This is a genomic window from Prauserella marina (assembly GCF_002240355.1).
Taxonomy (GTDB): Bacteria; Actinomycetota; Actinomycetes; order Mycobacteriales; family Pseudonocardiaceae; genus Prauserella_A; species Prauserella_A marina.
In genome coordinates this window covers 548417-565804 of record NZ_CP016353.1, presented here as the reverse complement: position 1 = coordinate 565804, position 17388 = coordinate 548417, and the positions used below count along the sequence as shown (strand labels likewise).

The window sequence follows — 17388 nt, the reverse complement described above, 5'->3', positions numbered from 1 at the left end:
CGGAGATCCCGCCACATGCGCACGCAATACCTGACGCTCAAAGCCTTCTGCGAAGAACTCGCGGTAGCGAAGTCCACCTTCTACGACTGGTGCGCGAAAGGCCGCGCGCCCCGATACATCAAGCTCCCGAATGGAGAGATCCGCATTCGCCGAACCGACCTCGAATCCTGGCTTGAGACTCGCGAGGTGGCCGCCTGATGGAGACCAGCCACGACGTCAGCGTATTCAAGATTGACCCATACAAGGGCAAAAAGACCACTTATCGCGTGCGATGGCGCGTCGGCAAGCGCAAGCACGGCCAGCAATTCCCGACCATGGCACTCGCTGACAGCTACCGATCTCAACTGTTGCAGGCCACCCGGAAAGGCGAGTGGTTCGACACCGAGACCGGGCTACCGTCATCGATGATCCGAACGCAGAAGCGCATGTCGTGGTTCGATTTCGCTTGTACCTACATCGACATGAAGTGGACGGACTCTTCACCGAAGTACCGCAAATCGCTCGCCGAATCACTGACTCGAATCACGGTCGCGATGCTGAAGGACAGCACATCCCTTCCGGCGGACACAGTAGTTCGCGCCGCACTGATGAAAGCCTTCAACACCAACATGCGTAAGGCCGGAATTCCGCAGGACACAGCCCAGAATTTGAACTCGATAGCTCGCGTAAGCCGCGACGTTTCCGACCTCGCGAAGCCTGACGTGCTGCGCTCGGTGCTGCACGCGCTCGATCTCAATCTCGACGGCGCGCGCGCCGCACCGAACACGGTCCGTCTCCGCCGCATCGCCCTTGGAAACGCGATCGACTACGCGCTCGAGAGAGAACTCCTGGCGTCGAACCCACTCTCGGAGGTCAAGACGAAGAAGCGCAGCTACACGCTGCGGGAAGTCGATCCCGAGTGTGCGGTCAACCCGATGCAAGCCCGAATGCTGCTCGACGCGGTCAGCACAGTCGGTAAGCGAGGCCCACGCCTGGTCGCGTTCTTCGCGTGCCTTTACTACGCCGGGCTCCGCCCTGAGGAAGCCGCCAACCTCAAGAAGCAGAACCTCGCGCTACCTGAGCAAGGCTGGGGCGGACTTAACCTCAATGGCGCACGACCCGAGGTCGGCGCTGAATGGACGGACTCGGGTGAGGCAAACGAGGAAGGCCCGCTCAAGCATCGCGAGGCGAGCATCGGACGGCTGGTTCCGGCGCCTCCCCCTCTCACCGAAGCCCTCCATACCCACCTGACGAGCTTCGGCACCGCACCGGACGGCCGGTTGTTCAGGGGCACACGCGATGGTGGACGCATCGGGAGCACCACCTACGGCCGCGTGTGGGCGACCGCTCGCGAGCGCGTGTTCACGGCCGAGGTGCTCGCGGGACCACTGGGCAAGCGGCCCTATGACCTGCGCCACGCCTGCGTGTCTACGTGGCTCACCGGAGGTGTCGAGCCGACCCGGGTCGCGAAGTGGGCAGGGCACAGCGTGGCCGTGTTGCTCAAGGTCTACGCGAAGTGCCTCGACGGTGGCGAGGCGGCAGCCCGCGACCGCGTCGAACGGGCCTTACAAGGCTGGTGAGACTTTGGGACGCATTTGGGACAGCCACCCGGATCGGGCCGGTTTGGGCCGGACGTAGCCGGACAACACAAGATCGGCCCCGTGACCTGTTCTTGCTGGTCACGGGGCCGATTTGGCTGGTGTGGCGGGTGAGGGATTCGAACCCCCGAAGGCTGAGCCGTCTGATTTACAGTCAGATCCCTTTGGCCGCTCGGGCAACCCGCCGTAGGCCGAGCGCGCCCGACCGAGACACAGAGTACCGAACCCCCATGGCCCGCCGCCGACGGGGGTTCGCGGTGACTAGGGTGGTGACATTCCGTACGAGCCGACGACGAGGGTGTGTGACGTGGCCGATCCGTCTTTCGACGTGGTGAGCAAGGTTGACCGCCAGGAGGTGGACAACGCACTGAACCAGGCAAGCAAGGAACTGTCCACACGGTTCGACTTCCGGAACACCGGCGCCAAGATCGAGTGGGCAGGCGACGAGGCCGTCACGATCGAGGCCGAGACCGAGGAGCGGGCACTCGCGGCCGTCGAGGTCTTCCGCGAGAAGCTGGTCAAGCGGGGCATCTCGCTCAAGGCGTTCGAGGCGGGCGAGCCCGCCATCTCCGGCAAGATCTACAAGGTCGGCGGCAAGATCCTCGAAGGCATCGCCACCGACAAGGCCAAACAGATCGCGAAGTTCATCCGCGACGAGGGGCCCAAGGGCGTGCAGGCACAGATCCAGGGCGACCAGCTCAGGGTGTCCGGCAAGAAGAAGGATCACCTTCAGGACATCATCGCGCTGCTGAAGAACGAGGACTTCGGCATCGCGTTGCAGTTCACCAACTACCGGTAGGAAGCGAGCTTTCCGGTCGACGCTGCCTTCACCTCGCGGCGTCGCCGGTTCGCACTGCGCACCCCAGGCATACTTCGCCTCGGGCCCCTTCTGCCGAATGCCGCGATACCCTGACGTCCGGCAGATCCACGAACGAGTGAGTGCGGGGGCGAAGATGAAGGGCATTGTGCTGGCCGGCGGTAGCGGTACTCGCCTTCATCCGATAACGCAGGCCGTGTCGAAACAACTGCTCCCCGTTTACGACAAGCCGATGATCTACTACCCGCTCTCGGTGCTGATGCTGGCCGGGATCAGGGAAACCTTGATCATCTCGACGCCGACCGACCTGCCGAACTTCCAGCGACTGCTCGGTGACGGCAGCCAGTTCGGCCTCGACCTGAGCTACGCGGAACAGCCGAGTCCCAATGGCCTGGCCGAGGCGTTCGTGATCGGGTCTGACTTCATCGGTACCGACGACGTAGCGCTCATTCTCGGCGACAACATCTTTTACGGTCGCGGATTCTCGACGACGCTCCAGGAGCAAGTGTCGTCATTGGACGGTTGCGCGCTTTTCGGTTACGCCGTGAAGGATCCGGAGCGCTACGGTGTCGGCGAGATGGACGGCGAAGGTCGCCTGGTGTCCATTGAGGAGAAACCGGAGATTCCTCGTTCCAACACGGCCATCACGGGCCTCTACCTCTACGACAACGACGTCGTGGACATTGCCCGCGAGCTGCGGCCCTCCCGGCGAGGCGAGCTGGAGATCACCGACGTCAATCTGACCTATCTGCGCAGGCAGCGGGCGAGGATGATCGAGCTGAGCAGGGGTTTCGCCTGGCTCGACACCGGCACGCACGACTCCCTGCTTGAGGCAGGCCAGTTCGTCCAGGTGCTCGAACACCGCACCGGCGTGCGGATCGCCTGCCTTGAGGAAATCGCGCTGCGCATGGGTTTCATCGGTGCCGACGAGTGCTATCAGCTCGGGGCGAAGCTGGCGAAAAGCGGGTACGGCCAGTACGTGATGGACGTCGCGAAGGCCGCGGGCGCGACCGGCTGACCACGCCGAACAGGTACTAGTACGGCCTTCGGGCCATTTCTTCGAGCCGCCGAACCCTGTCCTCGATGGGCGGGTGGGTGGAGAACAGCTGCGAAAGGCGCTCGCCCGGCCGGAACGGGTTCGCGATCATCAGGTGCGACTGCGAAACGACCTTGGGCTCCGGCGCGAGCGGCAGTGCCTTCGTGCCCCGTTCCAGTTTGCGCAACGCGGAGGCGAGCGCGAGTGGGTCGCCCGTCAGTTCGGCTCCCGAGGCGTCGGCCTGGTACTCGCGCGAACGGCTGACACTCATCTTGACGATTCCGGCCGCGATGGGCCCGAGGAAAACGAGCAGCAGCGCGACGAACGGGTTGCCGCCCTCTCGGTTGCCCCCCGTGAACAGCGCGAGGTTGGCCAGCACGCTGACGACGCTGGCCAGCGCACCGGCGACTGAGGAAATGAGGATGTCGCGGTTGTATACGTGTGACAGTTCGTGACCGAGTACCGCTCGCAGTTCCCGCTCGTTCAGAAGTTCCAGAATGCCGGTCGTGCAGCACACGGCGGCGTTGCGCGGGTTGCGTCCGGTGGCGAACGCGTTGGGCGCCTGGGTGGGGCTGACGTAGAGGCGGGGCATGGGCTGGCGCGCCGAGGTGGCCAGTTCTCGCACGATCCGGTACATCGCGGGCTGTTCCGCCTCGGACACCGGCCTCGCGCGCATGGCCTTGAGTGCCAGCTTGTCGGATTTGAAGTAGGCGTAGCCGTTCATGCCCAACGCGATGGCGAGGCCGATGAAGAGCGCGCCTCTGCCGAACAACCCGCTGATGCCGATGATGATGGCACTCAGCAGGCCGAGCAGTAGTGCGGTCTTCAACCCGTTCCGGTGCTTGTGCACGCCCACGCCTCCCTTCGAGTGCCGGGTCTTTCCCGTGGTTACCCCTCCATGGATCGAACGCGGCCGATGCGTGCGAAGTTCCTGGTGACAGTCACCCGCCAGTGGAAGAACCGGAAACCGGCTCGCGTTTCACGGGGCCCTCACGCGGGAGCAAGGTTACGGTTCCACCAACAAAGCCGCTGGCGAGTGAGGAAAACACCCGGGGCTCGTCGCGACTGCCCGGACGGCACGTCGGCGGACGGCGCTCCGCGCAGCAGTGGCCATTGTCACGAACGGGGGCGCGCCGTGCATTGGTCGCGACAAACCAGCTTCCGACCTTGAGAGATCTGACCTGGAGTAACTCCGGCGTTACTGTCGAGATATGCGCCTAGGACTGCAAATTCCCGATTTCACCTGGCCGAGCGGACCCACGAAGCTCGGCTCCGAACTGGCCGACGTCGCCTCTGCCGCCGACGACGCGGGCTTCGACTACCTCGCCGTCATGGATCATTTCTTCCAGATTCCGGTCGTCGGCCCTTCCGACAACGACATGCTGGAGGCGTACACGACACTCGGTTTCCTCGCGGCACACACGCGCCGCGTGAAGCTGCTGACGGTGATCACCGGAACCTTCTACCGGCATCCTGGCCTGCTCGCCAAGGCGGTGACCACGCTCGACGTCCTCTCCGGCGGCAGGGCCGTGCTCGGCATCGGGGCGGGCTGGAACGACGAGGAGTCGCGCGGCCTCGGCTTCCGGTTCCCTCCCACCTCGGAACGGTTCGAACTGCTTGAAGACGCGCTGCGGTACTGCCTTCGCATGTGGTCGGCCGACGACGGACCCTTCGAAGGCAAGCACGTGACCGCGGAGCGGTTGCTGAACGTGCCGCAGGCACTGTCGAAGCCGCACCCGCCCATCCTGATCGGCGGCGGTGGAGAGAAGAAGACCCTGCGGTTCGTCGCCAAATACGCGCAGGCGTGCAACATCTTCAACGGGCCCGACCTCGAACACAAACTCGACGTGCTGCGACAGCATTGCGAGGCAGAGGGCAGGGACTACGCCGACATCACCAAGACCGTGTACTCGCCACTCGACACCGGTCGCGACGGCGAGAAAACGGACGAGCTGCTGACCGAACTGCGCAGATTGTCCGGACTCGGTGTCGACGTGACCATCGGCGCCATACCGGATGTTCACGAAACGAGCAAGCTCGACATTTTCAAGAAAGAGATCATTCCGGCGGCCAACGATTTCTGACAGTTCCACTGTGGACTTACCGGACCGGATCGCCGACGCGTGCGTTGTTCACCGACAACGTGCGGAAACAGATGGTCATTCACGTCGGCGATCCGTTGTCCCACAGGGACTTTCGCACATCACCACTCGGTAAAAACCGTAACGACCTCCTCCCTGCGCGCGAATCAGCGTTAAGAGTCGCGGGCCGCCGAAAAACGGCGGCGGGAGGAGAGCCGGATGAAGATCAGCGTCTTCGGGCTCGGATATGTGGGTTGTGTATCCGCCGCGTGCCTGGCCAGTTCGGGGCATCAGGTCGTCGGAGTCGACGTCAACCAGGTCAAGGTCGAGCTCGTCAGAGCGGGAAAGGCACCGCTGGTCGAGGAGCGGATCGGTGAACTGACCGCCCGAGTGGTGCGCGAAGGAGCGTTGCGGGCGAGTACGGACGCGATGGCCGCCGTGCTGGACAGCGACATCTCGCTGGTGTGCGTCGGCACCCCCTCAGCGCCCAACGGCAGCCTTTCCACGACCTACCTGGAGCGGGTCACCGAGCAGATCGGCAAGGCACTCGCGGTGCGGGACGACGCGGTGAGGCACACGGTCGTCTTCCGCAGCACGATGTTGCCAGGAACCTGTCTCCAGCTGCTGGTTCCGATACTGGAGAAGGCGTCAGGCAAGACCGCGGGGGTCGATTTCGGGGTCGCGGTCAACCCTGAGTTCCTGCGGGAGGGCAGCAGTGTCCGCGACTTCTTCGCGCCGCCGAAAACCGTGATCGGCGAACTGGAGGAAGCCAGCGGTGACGCTGTCGCCGCCCTGTACTCCGGTATCGGCGGTGACGTGTTCAGGGTTCCGATTCCGGTCGCCGAGATGACCAAGTACGCCGACAACGCCTTCCACGGCCTCAAGATCGGCTTCGCGAACGAACTTGGCGCCATTTGCAGGGCGCTGGGGCTCGACTCGCACAGCGTGATGGACGTTTTCCTCTCCGACCGCAAGCTCAACATCAGTCCCGCCTACCTGCGGCCGGGGTTCGCCTTCGGCGGCTCGTGCCTGCCGAAAGACCTGCGCGGCCTCGTACACGCCGCGCACAGGGCCGATGTCTCCGTTCCCATCCTCGCGCATGTGCTCGCCTCCAACGACGAGCACCTTCGCAGAGCGTTCGACCTCGTGGCCCGCACGGGAAAGCGCAAAGTAGGGCTCTTCGGGCTCTCTTTCAAACCCGGAACGGACGACCTGCGCGAGAGCCCGCTGGTCGAGTTGGCCGAGCGACTGCTCGGCAAGGGCTACGACCTCAAGATCTACGACGCCAACGTGAGCCTCTCGCGGTTGCTCGGCGCCAACAGGGAGTACATCGAGGGCAGGCTTCCGCACCTCGGCCAGTTGCTTGCCGGATCGGTGGAAGAGGTACTGGAGCACGCGGACGTCTGCCTCGTCGGCTGCACCGATCCCGTCGTGGTCGACGCGCTGCCGCACAACGGAAAGCACGTGCTGATCGATCTCGTTCGGCTGCCGGACGCCGAACTCCGCCGCACGGAAGAAGGGTATGTCGGTCTTGCCTGGTGAGCTGGAAAGCGCCGTCCGCAGGGTACTCGTACTCGTCGAAAATCTCTCCGTCCCCTTCGATCGCAGGGTGTGGCAGGAATGCATGGCGCTGCGCGACGCGGGCTGGACCGTCGACGTCATCTGTCCACAGGGGACGAAGCGGGACACGGAGCGGGAGGTCGTTCTCGACGGGATCCGCATCCACCGCTACCCCCTGAAGGTGGCGAAGGCGGGACCGGTGGGCTACCTCGCCGAGTACGGCTCCGCGTTGTGGCACACGCTGCGGATCGCTCGCAAGCTGGGTCCCTTCGACGTCGTGCACGCGTGCAATCCGCCCGATCTGTTCTTCCTCGTCGCGTTGCTGTGCAAGCGCAGGGGCGCGAGGTTCGTCTTCGACCAGCACGATCTCGTTCCCGAGCTGTATCTTTCCCGGTTCGATCGAGGGCAGGATCTGCTCTACCGTGCGGTGTGCCTGTTGGAAAAACTCACCTACCGGGCGGCCGACGTCGTCATCGCCACCAATGAAAGCTACCGGGACGTCGCGCTGCGCAGAGGTGGCAAGTCCCCGGACGAGGTGTTCGTGGTGCGCAGCGCACCGGCCGTCGAACGGTTCCGCGAGGTCGCCCCGGAACCGGCGCTGAAAAAGGGAAAGCCGCATTTGCTGTGCTATCTGGGCGTGATGGGCCCACAGGACGGCGTCGACTACGCGTTGCGCTCACTCGCCGCACTGCGCGACGAACGTGGCCGTACCGATTGGCACGCCGTTTTTGTCGGTTCCGGCGACACATTCGACGACATGGTGGAACTTTCCCAACAACTCGGCCTTTCCGGTCAGGTCGAATTCCCCGGACGTGTCTCCGACGCCGACCTCGTTCGCTGCCTTTCGACGGCCGACGTGTGCTTGGCTCCCGATCCCCTCAACCCGCTCAACGACGTGTCGACCATGAACAAGATCCTGGAATACATGGCGATGAGCAGGCCAATTGTCTCCTTCGACCTCAAGGAGGCGAAGGTGTCGGCCGGCGAAGCCGCCGTGTACGCGATGGCCGACGACGTTTCCGAGTTCGCGAAGTTGATCGAGGAACTGCTCGACGACCCGGAACAACGGCGACGAATGGGAAAGATCGGAAACGACAGGGTCACCGGTGCGCTTTCCTGGGCGAATTCGGAAAAGCAGCTGCTCGCGGCATATACGGCGGCACTCGCCGTGAATGTCGCGGTTTGAACAAGAAAATCCTTGCCCTGTAACCGCGAAGGTCAGCGTCGCGACGGGCTCAGTGAAAGCGTTCCTGGAGGGGGGCAACGGCATTGAGTGACGACACAGTGCGCCTCGCGACGGTCGGCCACGTGCTGCGCCGCCGCTGGAAGGCGCTCGCCGTACTCACCGCGTTCGGCGCGCTTCTCGGTTTCGGCGCCTCGTTTCTGTTCTCCCCCGGCTACGCGACGTCGACAAGCGTGTTGTTGCAGGGTCCGAGGGAACCGAGCGAAATGCTCACCCAGGTCGAGGTCGCGCGGAGTTCGGTCGTGCTTGGCAGGGCCGCCGTCGCGTTGAACTGGAATGTCACCCCTGCCCAGCTCAGGGAATCGGTGACGGCGGAAGCGCTCGACGGCAACGTCATCAGGGTCACGGGGACCGCGGACACGCCAGGAGCCGCGCAGCGGCTCGCCGACCAGGTCGCCGACGAGTACGTGCGCTTCACCACCCAGCTCGTCAGCAGCAGCGCCGACGCCTCCGCGCAGGTACTGCGAGAGCAGCGGGACGCGCTGCGCAGGCAGGTCACGGAGACCAACAATCGCATTTCCGAGTTGCAGGCCGCCTCCGAGCAGGGGTTGACCGTGGAAAGCGTGCAGACCCGCACCGACCTGGAAGGACTGCGAACCCAGCTCGGGCAGGCGATGACGAAGCTCGACGAGGCGGAAGCCGGTTCGAGTCAGGCGAACATCGTCGTCATGGGCCAGGCCGAGCGGCCGTCGAGCCCGGCACCACCGACGACGACCCAGCTCACGGTGGGCGGCGCCGCCCTGTTCCTGCTGGTCGGGATGCTCACCCAACTGCTGGCCGCCAGAGCGGGGCGCAGGTTGCGGGACGAGGAAGACATCGCCGCCGCGCTCGACGCGCCCGTGCTCGGCTCGGTCGACCTACCGGACGACCCCGCTTCGCCGAAGCAGCGGCCCGGCTTCGGCACCCGGTTGCGGCGCCTCGTCTACGACACGACGCCCTTCGAACCGCTTCGCAAGGCCACCACCCGAAACGAGGCCGAAAAGGACATCCGCTATCGGAGGTCGCTGGCGAGGCTGCGGGAGAACACGCAGGCAGGTCAGGTTCTCGTGCTCGTCGCCGACGACGACCTGACCGCTCAGCGCATGGCGGCCCAGCTCGCCGCGACCGCGGCCGTCGAGCCAAGGGCGAGGGGTCTCTTCCTGCGGGTGACCGCCGTATCACCGGATCGGGTCACCGTGCCCGACGCACCGGCGGGGCGCGGCGCGGTGCTCGTCGTCGTCACCGCAGCGACGCGGACGGCGTGGGAGCTGGTGGCGATCACCAGGGCGTGCGCGGAAGCGGGGCAATCCGTGGTGGGTGTCGTGATCGCCCACCGGGTGCGGCCTTCCCGTTCCGGCGCTGCCTCGGCTCCGCCAGAGGACACCGGCACCGCCGGAGGAAAGAACACGGCAGGCGGGATGAACGGTATGAGCACGACACTGGCAGGTCCAGCGTGACGACAACGGCTTCCGGTTCGACACCGGTTCAACTACTCGACATGCAACGGTTGTTCGTCGCGATAAGGCGAGCGCGCAGGTTGTGGCTTTCGGCCGGGCTGCTCGGACTGCTCGCCGGCCTCGCGCTCGCCGTGGCGTTGCCGACACCGCCGACGGCGGCGACCAAACTGGTCGTCGTTCACGAGCTCGACCAGCCGACCGACGCGGGCAGCCTGATCAGCACCGACGCGGCGCTGTTGCAGACGACGAGGGTCGCGGCCGAAGCACTCAAGCGACTCGGTTCCTCCGAGCGGCCTGAGGACTTCCTCGAAACCTACGGCGCGGTCGGGCTGACCAACAACGTGCTGGAGCTGACAGTCGAGGGGGCCGACGACGCCGACGCGGTCCGCAGGGCGCAGGCGCTGGCCGATGCCTTCATCGCCGACCACGTCCAGCGCATGCAGGGCGCGGCGGACGCGGAGGCGCAGGCGCTGCGGACTCAGCGCGACCGCGCGCAAGCCGAGCTGGCCCAGGTGGACAGGACCATCGCGGACGTGACGCTCTCGGGGACCGCCGAGGAGTCGGCCAGCGCCACCCAGCTCGAAACGCTGTACGGCCAGCGCGCCGATCTCGCGTCGCAGGTGTCGGACCTGACCAAGCGGGCTCAGGACGCCGCGATCGGAACCCCTGATGTCGCGGCGGGAACGCAGATCGTCGACGCGCCGAGGCCCGTGCACACCTCGCTGCTGCTGACCGGAGCGACCAATGGCGGGATCGGGCTCGCGCTCGGCCTTGCCGCCGGACTCGCGTTCGCCGCGGTGTCGAGTGTCGCCCGCGACCGGCCGGTGCTGCGCAGGGAGGTGTCCGCGCACCTCGGTGCCTCGGTGATCGCCCAGCTCGGCGCACCCGGCCTGCTGCGAGGGCGGACGACGGCGAAGGAGTACAGCCGCGTCGCCGTCGTGCTGGCGAGCGCGATTCGATCGGGTCCAGGACCGGTTTCGCTACTGGAACTCGGCTGTCCAAAGGCGACCGTCACGCTCGCAAGGCACGTCGCGGAAGAACTCGCGGCGGAGGGCAGGGTCACGATCGTCGACGACCTGCCTTCCGAACGGGGAGCACGGGAGCTGCTCGGCGAAACGGAACCGCCGGTACGCGTCGTCTCCACTGGTGAACTCGGCGCTCTCTCGTCGGGACAGTGGGAGCGGCGCATCGGGATCGGTTCCGTCGAGCCCGGTGCCGCGTGGACGGAACTGGGCGAGCTCGGCGAGGAGACCGTGCTCGTGGTCAGGGCAGGCCACGCGACGACGGCCTGGCTGCACACCGTGGCGAGGCAGCTCGCCGACTGCGGGATTCCCGTCATAGGCATCGTGCTGGTGGACGCCGACCCGAAGGACCGTTCCGACGGGACACTGTGGAACGGCCTGCACACCGCGTTGCGGGGCAGAAGCACGACGCGCGAGCGGCAGCACGACGATCCGCCGACGATCACCACCGCGCCGGTTCCCGCGCCGTCGACCGGCGAGCTGAACTCGGCACATCGAGGCGACCTTCCCACCGAGCAGTTCTCGCCAGTGAAGCCCAACAACGTGGAGGTTTCCTGAATGTGCGGCATCGCGGGCAGCTACCTGTGGCCGGATGGCGGTCCCTTGACGGAACGGCTCACCAAAGCACTCGCGCACAGGGGACCCGACGGTGCCGGACTGTACCGGAACAGGGTGAGTGATCGTGGTGATGTCCACTTCGGACATCGCAGGCTCGCGATCATCGACCTCACCGAGAACGGCGCCCAGCCGATGGTGCGATCAGGACTCGCGTTGACCTACAACGGCGAGCTGTACAACGCGCCGGAATTGCGTGCCGAGCTGACGTCGGCCGGAGTCCGGTTCGTGGGCACCTCCGACACCGAGGTGCTGCTCCAGGCGTGGCGGACGTGGGGAATCGACTGTCTTCCTCGGCTCAGGGGTATGTTCGCTTTCGCCGTCTACGACGAACGAACCGGCGAACTCGTACTCGCCCGTGATCAGCTCGGCATCAAACCGCTCTTTTTCGTACGCAGGGGCGGGGGCATCGCGTTCGCCTCGGAGTTGAAGGCGCTCGCGAGCGAACTCGGTGGTTCGCTCACCGTCGACAACGCGGCGCTCGTGGCCTCCCTGTTGTACTACTGGGTCCCTGACAGCAGATGCGCCTTCACCGAGGCCGAGAAACTCCAGCCGGGGACATGGCTCAAGGCCAAGCCGGACGGAAGCGTCCAGCGGGGCAGGTTCTTCTCCATCTCCGAGCTTGCCGAGGCCGCTCAGGAGGATCCGGAACCTCAGCTCAACTCGGTCATCGCCGAATCAATGCGCAAACATCTGCTTTCCGACGTCGGTGTCGCGACCTTCCTCTCCGGTGGGCTCGACTCCAGTTTCCTGACCGCGCTCGCCGCGAAGCACCAGCCCGGTATCTCCGCCTACACCATCGGGTTTCGGGCCGAGGACGCGAAGTACGAGGCCATGCCGGACGACCTGCGCTACGCGAAGCAGGTCGCCGCGAAGTTCGGGGTCGACCTTCACGAGATCGAGATCGCCCCGAAGGTGCGGGAACTGTTGCCCCACATGACCTATCACCTCGACGAGCCGATCGGTGATCCGGCCGCGATCAACACCTACCTGATCTGTTCGGCCGCGAGGGACGCGGGCGTGAAGGTTCTGCTGTCGGGCATGGGCGCCGACGAGTTGTTCGCCGGATACCGCAAGCACGTGGCGAATCTGCTCGCCGTGCGCTACCAGCGCATGCCCTTCGCATTGCGAAGGCGAGTCGAGTCCGTTGTGGACCGGCTTCCGGTCGCGTCGGCGCGAAGGGGCTATCGCTCGGTGCGGTTCGCGAAACGGTTTCTCTCCTTCGCGGGCCTTCCTGAGGAAACGGCGTTTCGCCGCAGTTACACCATGTACGAGCGCCAGGAACTGATCGACCTGATCAATCCCGATCTCGGTGCCTGTGTCGACGACGTACTCGCCGAGCACGCCCAGACCTACCACGACAACCTGCTGGACGACGTCGTCAACCGCATGTGTCTCGCCGACGCGAGGATGTTCCTGCCAGGACTCAACCTCGCCTACACGGACAGGTCAAGCATGGCCGCCTCCACCGAGGTACGGGTGCCCTTCGTCGACGTCGAGGTAGTCAAGGCGGCGTTCAGTATTCCCGGCAGGCACAAGATCTCCGGACGGCACGGCAAACTCGCGTTGAAGGAAGCGGCGGCACCACTGTTGCCCGGCGACATCGTGCACCGGCCGAAGGGGCTGTTCAGCGCGCCGCTGCGGGCGTGGATGAGCCGTGACCTCGCACCGCTCGTGCGGGAGGTCGTGAACGAGGGCGAACTGGTGAAATCCGGCCTGCTCCGCGAGGACGCGCTGCGGCGGCTCGTCGCCGAGGACGCGTCGGGCAAGCAGGACCGGAGCAAGCACCTGTGGCACATCCTGACCCTTGAGTACTGGTATCGCGGCGCGACCGCCGCGGCAGGCAACCCCGGCTGAGTGAGGATCTGTCGTGAAGCAAGTCGTGCAGAACTACAAGAGCGGGGAGCTGGCGCTCCTCGACGTACCCTCGCCATCGCTCAAACCAGGCGGCGTGCTGGTCAGGACCCGGTACTCGCTGATATCGACCGGAACCGAGCTGATGAAGGTTTCCGAGGCAGGGCTTTCCCTGCTCGGAAAGGCGAAGGCGAGACCGGATCAGGTCGCGAAGGTGATGCAGAGCGTCGCGACGAACGGAGTCGGCGCCACGTATCGCAAGGTCACCAGCAAGCTCGACTCCTACACCCCGCTCGGCTACTCGTTGTGCGGCGTGGTCGAGGCCGTCGGTGAGGGAATCACCGATGTCGCGGTCGGCGATCTCGTGGCGTGCGCGGGGAACGAGCACGCGCTGCACGCAGAGGTGAACTGGGTACCGAAGAACCTCTACTGCCGGGTTCCGGAAGGTGCCACGGCGCCCCACGCGGCGTTCGGCACCGTCGGATCCATTGCCCTGCAAGGTGTTCGCAGGGGCGAGCCACAACTCGGCGAGGTCGCGCTCGTGATCGGCCTCGGCTTGATCGGGCAGCTCGTCGTGAAGCTGCTCGTCGCATCGGGGGTCACCGTGCTCGGTGTCGACCCGGACGCCGGGCGTTGCCTGCTCGCCGAGCGATCGGGCGCCGCGCTGTGCGCCGCTCCCGGTTCGGCCACAGTGGACGCCGCGATCAGGGAACTGACCTCGGGGCACGGTGTCGACCAGGTCTATCTCGCCGCGGGTGGTTCCGGCAACGGTCCGGTCGAGCTCGCCGCCAAGGCGAGCAGGGACAGGGGCAGGGTCGTCGACATCGGCAAGTGCGGTTTGGACCTGCCCTGGAACGCCTACTACGAAAAGGAACTCGACGTCCGGTTCTCCCGTTCCTACGGGCCTGGCCGGTACGACCCTGGCTACGAACTGGAGGGCAGGGACTACCCCATCGGCTACGTTCGCTGGACGGAACGGCGCAACCTCGAATGTTTCGTCGACCTGATCGCCAAGGGGAAGCTCGACGTCGAACCGCTGATCTCGCACGTCGCGGACTTCGAATCGGCCGTCGAGACCTACCGCGCTCTCGGTGCGGGCGAACTCGACGCCGTCGGCGTACTGTTCCGCTACCCGGCTCCCACCCCGTTCGGCTCGGCTTCCCCCGCCGTGACGTCGGTCGAGGTTCCCACTCCCGCGAAGGCGGCATCCGGCCGAGCGGAAGGGACGGTCGGCATCGGCTTCCTCGGCGCGGGCAACTACGCCTCGTCGATGCTGCTCCCCCACCTCGCCGAACGTACCGACGTCGAACTGCGGCACGTGGTCACCACCTCGGCGCTTTCAGCGGCCAACGCAAGGCGCAAGTTCGGTTTCGCCGAGGCATCGACCGATGTGGACGCATTGTTGGCTGACGAGACCATCGAAGCCGTCTTCGTCGTGACGAGGCACAGCTCGCACGCCGCGCTCACCGAAAGGGCCCTGCGGGCGGGAAAGGCGGTCTTCGTCGAGAAACCACTCGCGCTCAGCGACAAGGAGCTGCACACGGTACTCACCGCCGTCGCGGAAACCGGTAACGACCGCGTGCAGGTGGGCTTCAACCGGCGATTCGCGCCACTGCTGCGGAAGGCCAAGGGACGGTTCGGAATCAGGGTGGGACCCGCCTCGATCCGCTATCTCGTCAACGCGGGCAGACTCGAAGCGGGTAGCTGGTACAACCAGCGCGACACCGAGGGCTCCCGATTCGACGGCGAGGGCGGTCACTTCATCGACACCGTGAGCTGGCTGCTCGGATCCGATCCCGTCTCGGTGTACGCGGGGGCGACGACCGGCCACTCCGACACCCAGCTCGTGTTGCGCTATCCGGACAGTTCGACGGCGGTACTGAGCTACGTGACGAGCGGAGGCAGTGCCTATCCCAAGGAAACCATCGACCTGATCGCCGACGGGAAAGTCCTGCGGTTCGACGACTTCCAGCGCGCCGAGTTGTACAGCGGCACCAAATCGGTCAGCCCCCGTCTCCCACAGGGAAGGGACAAGGGCCAGCGCGCCGAACTCGACGCGTTCGTCACCGCCGTGGCGACCGGAAGCCCCATGCCGGTTCCGCTGTCCTCGCTGGCGGCGACGACGGCCGCGACGCTCGCCGTGGCGCAAAGTCTCGGCACCGGACTTCCCGTCCGGATCGACGCGAACGTGGTGCCGACATGACCAGCACGCTCTGGTATCTGCGGCGCCTTTCCAGGATGGGGCCCGCCGAGATCGCCGCGCGCGCCGCCGACACGGCGCGCAGGCGGCGGTGGCGCGCCGAGCTCACCGCACCGGTCGAACCGGCGTGGTATCCGGCGAGGCAGTTCACGGCCACGCTGCCGGAGAACGCGCTCGAAGCCGTTTCCCGCGAGGCGAGGGACCGCGTTCTCGCCTCGGCGGAAGACCTGCTCGCCGGAAGGGCCGAGTACTTCGGGGTCCCGCGCACCGACCTGGTGAGTCCTGATTGGTCGGTGGATCCGATGAGCGGGCTGCACGCTCCCCGCGACGATTACGCCTTCGACATCCCCTACCGGGACGAATCGGCGATCGGCAACGTCAAGCACATCTGGGAACCGTCGAGGCACCAGCACCTCACCCTGCTCGCCGCCGCGTATGCGCTGAGCGGGGACGAACGGTTCGCCGAACGCGTCGCCGATCACCTGAAATCCTGGTGGGCCGCCAATCCCCCGCTGCGCGGAGTGCACTGGATCAGCGGCATCGAGCTCGGCATCCGGCTGCTGTCCTGGGTGTGGACCCGCAGGCTGCTCGACGGCTGGCGGGGAGCACGAGCCCTCTTCGAGGACAACGAGGAGGCACTGCACCAGATCCGGCAACACCAGCGGTGGCTCGCCGCGTTCCGCAGCGGCGGCTCATCGGCCAACAACCACGCGATCGCCGAAAGCGCGGGACAACTCGCCGCCGCGTGCGCGTTCCCGTGGTTCGCCGCGTCACGCCGGTGGCGGCACGAGGCCATGCGCGACCTGGACAAGCACCTGCGGCACAACACCTTTCCGTCAGGGATCAACAGGGAACTCGCGACCGAATACCACGGTCTCGTACTCGAACTGGGGTTCGCGGGGTTCGCCGAGGCGACAGCGGCCGGACTCGCCTTCCCCGAACAGGCCAAGGTCGTACTGCTGCGGATGACCGACGCGCTCGCGGCCATCCTGGACGGACGACTTCGCCCGCCACGGCAGGGCGACGCCGACGAAGGACACGGGCTGATCGTCGACGGCGAGGGAACCTCGCGCTGGGACTCGCTGCTGGGCACCGGAGCCTCGGTGTTCGGTGCCATGCCCTGGTGGCCGGAGGTCACCGGTCGGGACGCGCGTACCCCGCTGCTCGCCGCGCTCATCGGCGACCAGCCGACGACCGCTCGCCGTCCAGGACAGCGGCCTGCGCATTTCGCCGACGCCGGGCTCACGATCCTCTCCGCCGGCGAGGTGTGGTGCCGCTGCGACGGCGGACCGCACGGCTTCCTTTCGATCGCGGCCCACGCACACGCCGACGCGTTGTCCGTCGAGGTTCGCAAAGGCGGCTTCGATGTGCTCGCCGACCCCGGAACGTACTGCTATCACGGGGAACCGGAATGGCGGTCGTACTTTCGGTCGACGCTGGGGCACAACACCCTCGAACTCGGCGAAGAGGACCAATCGGTCTCCGGAGGACCGTTCCTGTGGACGAGGCACGCGAGAAGCACGGTGCTCGTCGCCCCGACCGAGGCGAGCAGTGCGCGGCGCTGGTGCGCCGAGCACGACGGATACACCCGCGGCGGACGCCCGGCCACTCATCGCCGCACGGTCGAGCTCGACGACGACGGCGGGCAACTGCGCATCGTCGATCAGGTACTCGGCAGGTACGACCAGTCGTGCCGACTCGCCTTCCACCTCGGTCCCGACGTCGAAACCGAATTGAACGGCAACACCGCGATCCTGCGCTGGCCGGACGACACGGCGACCATGACGCTGCCCTCCGAACTGGACTGGAGTGCGCACAGGGGCGAGACCAGCCCACCGCTCGGCTGGTACTCGCCCGGCTTCGGCAGGCGAACGCCCACGGTGACGTTGCTGGGTGACGGTACCGCCACCCCCGGCGTCGCGATGACGACCGTACTGCGCTTCTGAC

At 66.1% G+C, this 17388-nt stretch carries 13 protein-coding genes and 1 tRNA gene; 12 read left to right on the top strand and 2 right to left on the bottom strand.

Annotated features, from left to right (window positions below):
* The first annotated feature begins 15 nt into the window (after nucleotides 1-15).
* Together BAY61_RS02425 and BAY61_RS02420 are read left to right on the top strand one after the other, a co-directional pair.
* Nucleotides 16-198, top strand: coding sequence for a helix-turn-helix transcriptional regulator (locus tag BAY61_RS02425; protein WP_091801958.1), 183 nt, complete (start codon nucleotides 16-18; stop codon nucleotides 196-198).
* Nucleotides 198-1559 (top strand): tyrosine-type recombinase/integrase, encoded by a 1362-nt coding sequence (locus tag BAY61_RS02420; protein WP_091801956.1) that lies wholly within the window; start codon nucleotides 198-200, stop codon nucleotides 1557-1559. The genes BAY61_RS02425 and BAY61_RS02420 overlap by 1 nt, the downstream gene beginning before the upstream one ends.
* Nucleotides 1560-1681: 122 nt before the next feature.
* Here BAY61_RS02420 and BAY61_RS02415 read toward each other — a convergent pair.
* Nucleotides 1682-1763 (bottom strand) — tRNA-Tyr (locus BAY61_RS02415).
* 121 nt (nucleotides 1764-1884) lie between these two features.
* On the opposite strand from BAY61_RS02415, the gene BAY61_RS02410 reads away from it, so the two are divergent.
* Nucleotides 1885-2376 carry a YajQ family cyclic di-GMP-binding protein gene (locus BAY61_RS02410; protein ID WP_091801953.1) on the top strand — a complete coding sequence of 164 codons (492 nt, stop codon included), beginning with the start codon at nucleotides 1885-1887 and terminating at the stop codon, nucleotides 2374-2376.
* Nucleotides 2377-2530: 154 nt separating this feature from the next.
* Nucleotides 2531-3412: a glucose-1-phosphate thymidylyltransferase RfbA gene (gene rfbA, locus BAY61_RS02405; protein ID WP_091801951.1), complete on the top strand. Its 882-nt coding sequence runs from the start codon at nucleotides 2531-2533 to the stop codon at nucleotides 3410-3412.
* 16 nt (nucleotides 3413-3428) lie between these two features.
* Here rfbA and htpX read toward each other — a convergent pair whose 3' ends face one another.
* Nucleotides 3429-4280, bottom strand: a complete 852-nt coding sequence (htpX, locus tag BAY61_RS02400) for a zinc metalloprotease HtpX (protein ID WP_091802555.1) — start codon at nucleotides 4278-4280, stop codon at nucleotides 3429-3431.
* 361 nt (nucleotides 4281-4641) lie between these two features.
* On the opposite strand from htpX, the gene BAY61_RS02395 reads away from it, so the two are divergent.
* The 8 genes from BAY61_RS02395 (at nucleotide 4642) to BAY61_RS02360 (ending at nucleotide 17387) form a co-directional block, all read left to right on the top strand.
* Nucleotides 4642-5514, top strand: a complete 873-nt coding sequence (locus BAY61_RS02395) for an LLM class F420-dependent oxidoreductase (protein ID WP_091801948.1) — start codon at nucleotides 4642-4644, stop codon at nucleotides 5512-5514.
* A gap of 216 nt (nucleotides 5515-5730) precedes the next feature.
* Nucleotides 5731-7053, top strand: a complete 1323-nt coding sequence (locus tag BAY61_RS02390) for a nucleotide sugar dehydrogenase (RefSeq protein WP_091801945.1) — start codon at nucleotides 5731-5733, stop codon at nucleotides 7051-7053.
* Nucleotides 7034-8257: a glycosyltransferase family 4 protein gene (locus tag BAY61_RS02385; protein ID WP_091801942.1), complete on the top strand. Its 1224-nt coding sequence runs from the start codon at nucleotides 7034-7036 to the stop codon at nucleotides 8255-8257. Before BAY61_RS02390 ends, BAY61_RS02385 begins: the two co-directional genes overlap by 20 nt.
* An 83-nt stretch (nucleotides 8258-8340) precedes the next feature.
* Complete coding sequence (locus BAY61_RS02380) at nucleotides 8341-9750, top strand: GumC domain-containing protein (RefSeq protein WP_110057681.1); 1410 nt, start codon at nucleotides 8341-8343, stop codon at nucleotides 9748-9750.
* Entirely contained in the window at nucleotides 9747-11330 is a 1584-nt protein-coding gene (locus BAY61_RS02375) for a Wzz/FepE/Etk N-terminal domain-containing protein (protein ID WP_245865709.1), read from the top strand. The genes BAY61_RS02380 and BAY61_RS02375 overlap by 4 nt, the downstream gene beginning before the upstream one ends.
* On the top strand, nucleotides 11331-13244 hold the full coding sequence (asnB, locus tag BAY61_RS02370) for an asparagine synthase (glutamine-hydrolyzing) (protein WP_091801939.1): 1914 nt from the start codon (nucleotides 11331-11333) through the stop codon (nucleotides 13242-13244).
* A 13-nt stretch (nucleotides 13245-13257) separates the two neighbouring features.
* Nucleotides 13258-15444, top strand: a complete 2187-nt coding sequence (locus tag BAY61_RS02365; protein ID WP_091801937.1) for a bi-domain-containing oxidoreductase — start codon at nucleotides 13258-13260, stop codon at nucleotides 15442-15444.
* Entirely contained in the window at nucleotides 15441-17387 is a 1947-nt protein-coding gene (locus BAY61_RS02360; protein ID WP_091801934.1) for a heparinase II/III family protein, read from the top strand. Before BAY61_RS02365 ends, BAY61_RS02360 begins: the two co-directional genes overlap by 4 nt.
* The last annotated feature ends 1 nt before the right edge of the window (nucleotide 17388 follow it).

Bases quoted from the DNA above. Each gene is read 5' to 3' on its own strand.
- BAY61_RS02425 (WP_091801958.1), top strand. From the start codon at position 16: ATGCGCACGCAATACCTGACGCTCAAAGCCTTCTGCGAAGAACTCGCG.
- BAY61_RS02420 (WP_091801956.1), top strand. From the start codon at position 198: ATGGAGACCAGCCACGACGTCAGCGTATTCAAGATTGACCCATACAAG.
- rfbA (WP_091801951.1), top strand. From the start codon at position 2,531: ATGAAGGGCATTGTGCTGGCCGGCGGTAGCGGTACTCGCCTTCATCCG.
- BAY61_RS02395 (WP_091801948.1), top strand. From the start codon at position 4,642: ATGCGCCTAGGACTGCAAATTCCCGATTTCACCTGGCCGAGCGGACCC.
- BAY61_RS02390 (WP_091801945.1), top strand. From the start codon at position 5,731: ATGAAGATCAGCGTCTTCGGGCTCGGATATGTGGGTTGTGTATCCGCC.
- BAY61_RS02385 (WP_091801942.1), top strand. From the start codon at position 7,034: ATGTCGGTCTTGCCTGGTGAGCTGGAAAGCGCCGTCCGCAGGGTACTC.
- asnB (WP_091801939.1), top strand. From the start codon at position 11,331: ATGTGCGGCATCGCGGGCAGCTACCTGTGGCCGGATGGCGGTCCCTTG.
- BAY61_RS02360 (WP_091801934.1), top strand. From the start codon at position 15,441: ATGACCAGCACGCTCTGGTATCTGCGGCGCCTTTCCAGGATGGGGCCC.